Consider the following 3,915-nt stretch of genomic DNA (forward strand, 5'->3'; position numbering starts at 1 on the left):
AGGCCACGTCGAGGTCTTCCTCATGCAGGTTGGGTCAGAGCTTCCAGCATGAAGGAGACCTCGACCTCTACCCCCACACCGACGCGCCCACCCCGCGACCACCTACACCCTCATCTGCGAAGAGCCGGTTTATCCACGATCGCGGCGGAGCGGATGGTGCGGCGCGGTCGGGGAGCTTCGTTGGCGATGCTGCAGATGAAGGTGAAGATGCGATTCCTACTCGGGACCCGGCGGGCTATCCCGGGTCAGGATCCTGAGGCAGTACACCGGGAGATCTGACCCGTTGCGCGGAACGCCTGGCCCCGATTTCCTCACGGCGTCGCGCGGGTGAAGCGCTCGGCCTTGCGGCTGGGGCCGATCACCAGGATGACGTCGCCCTCGCGCAGCACCGTGTCCGCAGTTGCGGTCTCCCATCCCGCGCCGCGGTGCTTCACCGCCGAGACCGTCACGCCATGGCGCTGCCGGATGGCGCTGTCTCCCAGGCGCACCCCGTCATATGCAGGGTTCACCTGGGTCTTCACCATGGCGAAGTCGGTGTCGATCTCGATGAAGTCCTCCATGCTGCCCAGGACGATGTGTGCCACCCGTCGGCCCATGTCCTTCTCCGGGTACACCACATGCGGAACCCCCAGCTGCTGCAGGATCAGGCCGTGCGCATCGCTGACCGCCTTCGCCCAGATGTGCGGGACGCCGAAGCGCAGCAGCAGTGAGGTGATCAGAATGCTGGACTCCAGGTGGCTGCCGATCGCGATGACCACCCGCTCGAACTCCGTCACGCCGAGCTGCCGCAGCACCTCCTCATTTGTCGCGTCGGCGGCGACCACGTGGGTGAGCTGCCCGTTGAGGGACTGGACAACGTCCTCGCTGACATCGATACCCAACACTTCCGCGCCGTCGGCCATCAGCTCCCGGGCCAGGGACTGACCGAAGCGGCCCAGGCCGATCACGGCCACAGCCTGCCGGGATGCCAGGCGGGTGGGATCGAAGGCGCTGAGAAACCTGTGCTTAGCCAATGATCGGCCTTTCCTTGGGGAGCTCATACAGGACAGTGCGGGGACGCAGCGCGAGCGCGGTCGCCGCTGTGATCGGCCCGAGACGCCCGATGAACATCAGGGCGATGATGATCAGCTGCGCCGCCCCGGGCAGGTCCGCCGTGATCCCGGTGGACAGCCCCACGGTGCCGAAGGCTGAGGTGACCTCGAACAGGATCTGATCCAGGGCGAGATCCGTGAGCAGCATCAGCACGGTAGTGGCGGCCAGCACCAGGCCCGCGGCGAGCATCACCACCGTGATCGCCTGCCGATGCACGGCGCGCGAGAGTCGCTTCCCGGCCACGGTGACCGCCCCCGCCCCGCGCAGCTCCCCGAGAGCCAGCAGGAACAGCACTGCGATCGTCGTGACCTTGATGCCGCCCGCCGTACCCGCCGGCCCGCCGCCGATGAACATCAGCGCATCCATCCCCAGCCACGTGGCAGGATCCATCGCCCCGACGTCCACAGAGTTGAAGCCCGATGTGCGGGTCTGCACCGACATCGTCAGGCCGTTCAGCAGGCGCTGGGCCGGGGGTAGAGCGCCGAGTGTGGCCGGGTTCGTCCATTCGATCGCCGTGATGTACACCGTGCCGAGCGCCAGCAGCAGAGGTGTCATCAGCAGCACCAACCGGGTGTTCATGCTCCAGCGGCGCGGGGTGGCCGGATACCGCCATAGCTGCATGATCACCGGGAACCCCAGGCCGCCCAGCACCGTCGCACTGGACAGGGTCAGCAGGATGATGCCGTCGTCGGCGAAGGATATGAGGCTGTCACTGAACAGGGCGAAGCCGGCGTTGTTGAACGAGGACACCGAGTGGAAGACACCCAGCCAGAGGGCGCGAGGCCAGGACTCGCCGTATCCCAAGGCGAAGCGCAGCGTGAGGATCACGGCGGCGACCGCTTCGATGAGCAGGGAGATCCGCACGACCCCGCGGACCAGGTGCCGCACGTCGTCCAGTCCCAGGCTCTTGACCTCCGCGGCGGCGGTCAGCGTGGAGCGCAAGGACAGTTTTCGCACCACCATCAGCCCCACCACGGACGCGAAGGTCATCACGCCGAAGCCGCCCACTTGGATCAGCGCCATGATGACCACGTGGCCCAGCGGCGTCCAGAACGTCGCCGTATCCACGGTGACCAGGCCCGTCACGCACAGTGCGGAGACGGCGGTGAACAGCGCCTGCAGGGGCGTGGCACCGCCCTGGCCGGTGGAGGCGGCCGGATGCATCAGCGAGAGGGTGCCCAGGACCGCGGCCACGGCGAAGCCCAGGAACACGGTCCGGGCCGGTCGGGGTCGATGGTCCACTGGGCGGTGGCGCGCAGCGACGGGGTCGAGCACGCCGGGGATCCTACGCCTCCGGGCGCGGGATGCCACCCGGGGGCGGGGCCCGGTACTGTGACGTCAGCTACGCGCGGTCACGCTCGCGATGGTCTCGCCGGGCGCGTGATGCCGTCCGGAAGCTGCTGTCCTCGTCATCCTCGGAGGCCGCGCGGCCCTCGAAGTCACGGTCGAGTGGCTCGTCAGGCGCATGATCCTCGCCGACGGGCCCCGTGGTGGCCGTGGCGAGCAGGTGCGGGCTGAGGTCCGCGGTGAGCGCGCGGCGGCGGCCGTCCGCGTCGAGCAGCGCCATGCGGTCGAGGGTCCGCACGCTGAGGTCCAGGAGCTCTTCGTCGGCCTCGTACAGCTCCCAGGCGATCGAGGGCATTTCGATCCCCTGCACCATCGGCTCCGTGAAACCGGCCGCCTCGAGCTCCTCGCGCAGCTCACGGGCCGTGTGGAAGTGTCCGCCGGGGAATCCCTCGCCGGGGTTCGTCCACTCACCCGTGCGCAGAATCCGCAGGTCGACGTCAGAGACGTTCGCACCGCCGGAGTCGAGCATGCTGTCCATGAAGGAGCTGAGGCGGGAGATCCCAGCAGCCAGGAGCAGCCCGCCCGGGCGCAGGACCCGCCGCGCCTCCATGAGGGCACGCAGCCGGTCGGAGCGTCGGGGCAGGTGGTAGAGCGGCCCGAACAGCAAGACGGTGTCATAGGACCCGTCGGCCTCCTGAAGATCCCGCGCGTCCCCCACCCGGGCGGTGAAGATGCCGGTACGGGCGGCGATCTCGACCTGCTCGGGGACGGGGTCCAGGAGCGTCACAGTATGGCCGCGCTCAGCGAGCCATGCGGCATGCACCCCGGTGCCGCCGCCCACGTCCAGCACGTGGGAGCCCGCCGGGAGCTGCGAGAGGACATCGCGGAGCCGACGCGCTTCGATCGCGCCGCCAGTGCTGCGGGTGGTCAGCCGCTCTGCCTCGGTTCCGCCCGCGTAGTACCGCTGAATCTTCGCGTCCAGCGAGGCGGAGCCTTTGGGCTCCTCCCGCCGGGCTTGCCACTCACGGCGCAGGATCGCATAGGCAACCGAGCCGACCGGCTCGCGGCCCTCCACGGGCCAGGATTCGCGGTACAGCGCCTCCTGGGTCCAGCCGCAGCGCTCGAACACCGCCCGCATCGCCCGGTTGTCCTCCCGGGTCTGTCCCTCGAAGCGGGTGACCTCTGGGAAGTGCGTGAACACGTGGTCCGCGGCGGCACGCAGCGCGAGAGGGCCCAGGCCCTTTCCGCGCAGGTTCTCGGGGAGGCGCAGGTCCAGCAGCGGGGTGGGGTCCTCGAGATCTTCCAGGAGCAGCAGGCCGATGCGGCCACGCTCAGCGTGCTCGAGCCAGAACGAATGGGTGGATCGCCCCGGGGATGATGGAGGCAGTGAAGCCACGGAAAGGACTTCTCTGTCATGCCTGCACCACGCAAGTACCCCGACGAGCTGCGTGAGCGAGCGGTTCGTATGGTTCTCGATGCGCTCGAAGACGACCCCGGCTCCCAGCGCGGAGTCTTCCGCCGGGTCGGCGAGCAACT

The 3,915-nt window shown here is 68.8% G+C and carries 3 protein-coding genes; all 3 read right to left on the reverse strand.

The genetic code is table 11. From position 1 onward, the window contains the following. Positions 1 to 311 precede the first annotated feature (311 nt). Positions 312 to 1,013 (reverse strand): TrkA family potassium uptake protein, encoded by a 702-nt coding sequence (locus MU407_RS13705; protein WP_233190647.1) that lies wholly within the window; start codon positions 1,011 to 1,013, stop codon positions 312 to 314. Beyond that, on the reverse strand, positions 1,006 to 2,367 hold the full coding sequence (locus tag MU407_RS13710; protein WP_246958321.1) for a potassium transporter TrkG: 1,362 nt from the start codon (positions 2,365 to 2,367) through the stop codon (positions 1,006 to 1,008). The genes MU407_RS13705 and MU407_RS13710 overlap by 8 nt, the downstream gene beginning before the upstream one ends. A gap of 67 nt (positions 2,368 to 2,434) precedes the next feature. Beyond that, positions 2,435 to 3,775: a GNAT family N-acetyltransferase gene (locus tag MU407_RS13715; protein WP_246958323.1), complete on the reverse strand. Its 1,341-nt coding sequence runs from the start codon at positions 3,773 to 3,775 to the stop codon at positions 2,435 to 2,437. Positions 3,776 to 3,915: the final 140 nt, after the last annotated feature.

This window comes from Brachybacterium sp. Marseille-Q7125, assembly GCF_023062615.1.
Classification (GTDB): domain Bacteria; phylum Actinomycetota; class Actinomycetes; order Actinomycetales; family Dermabacteraceae; genus Brachybacterium.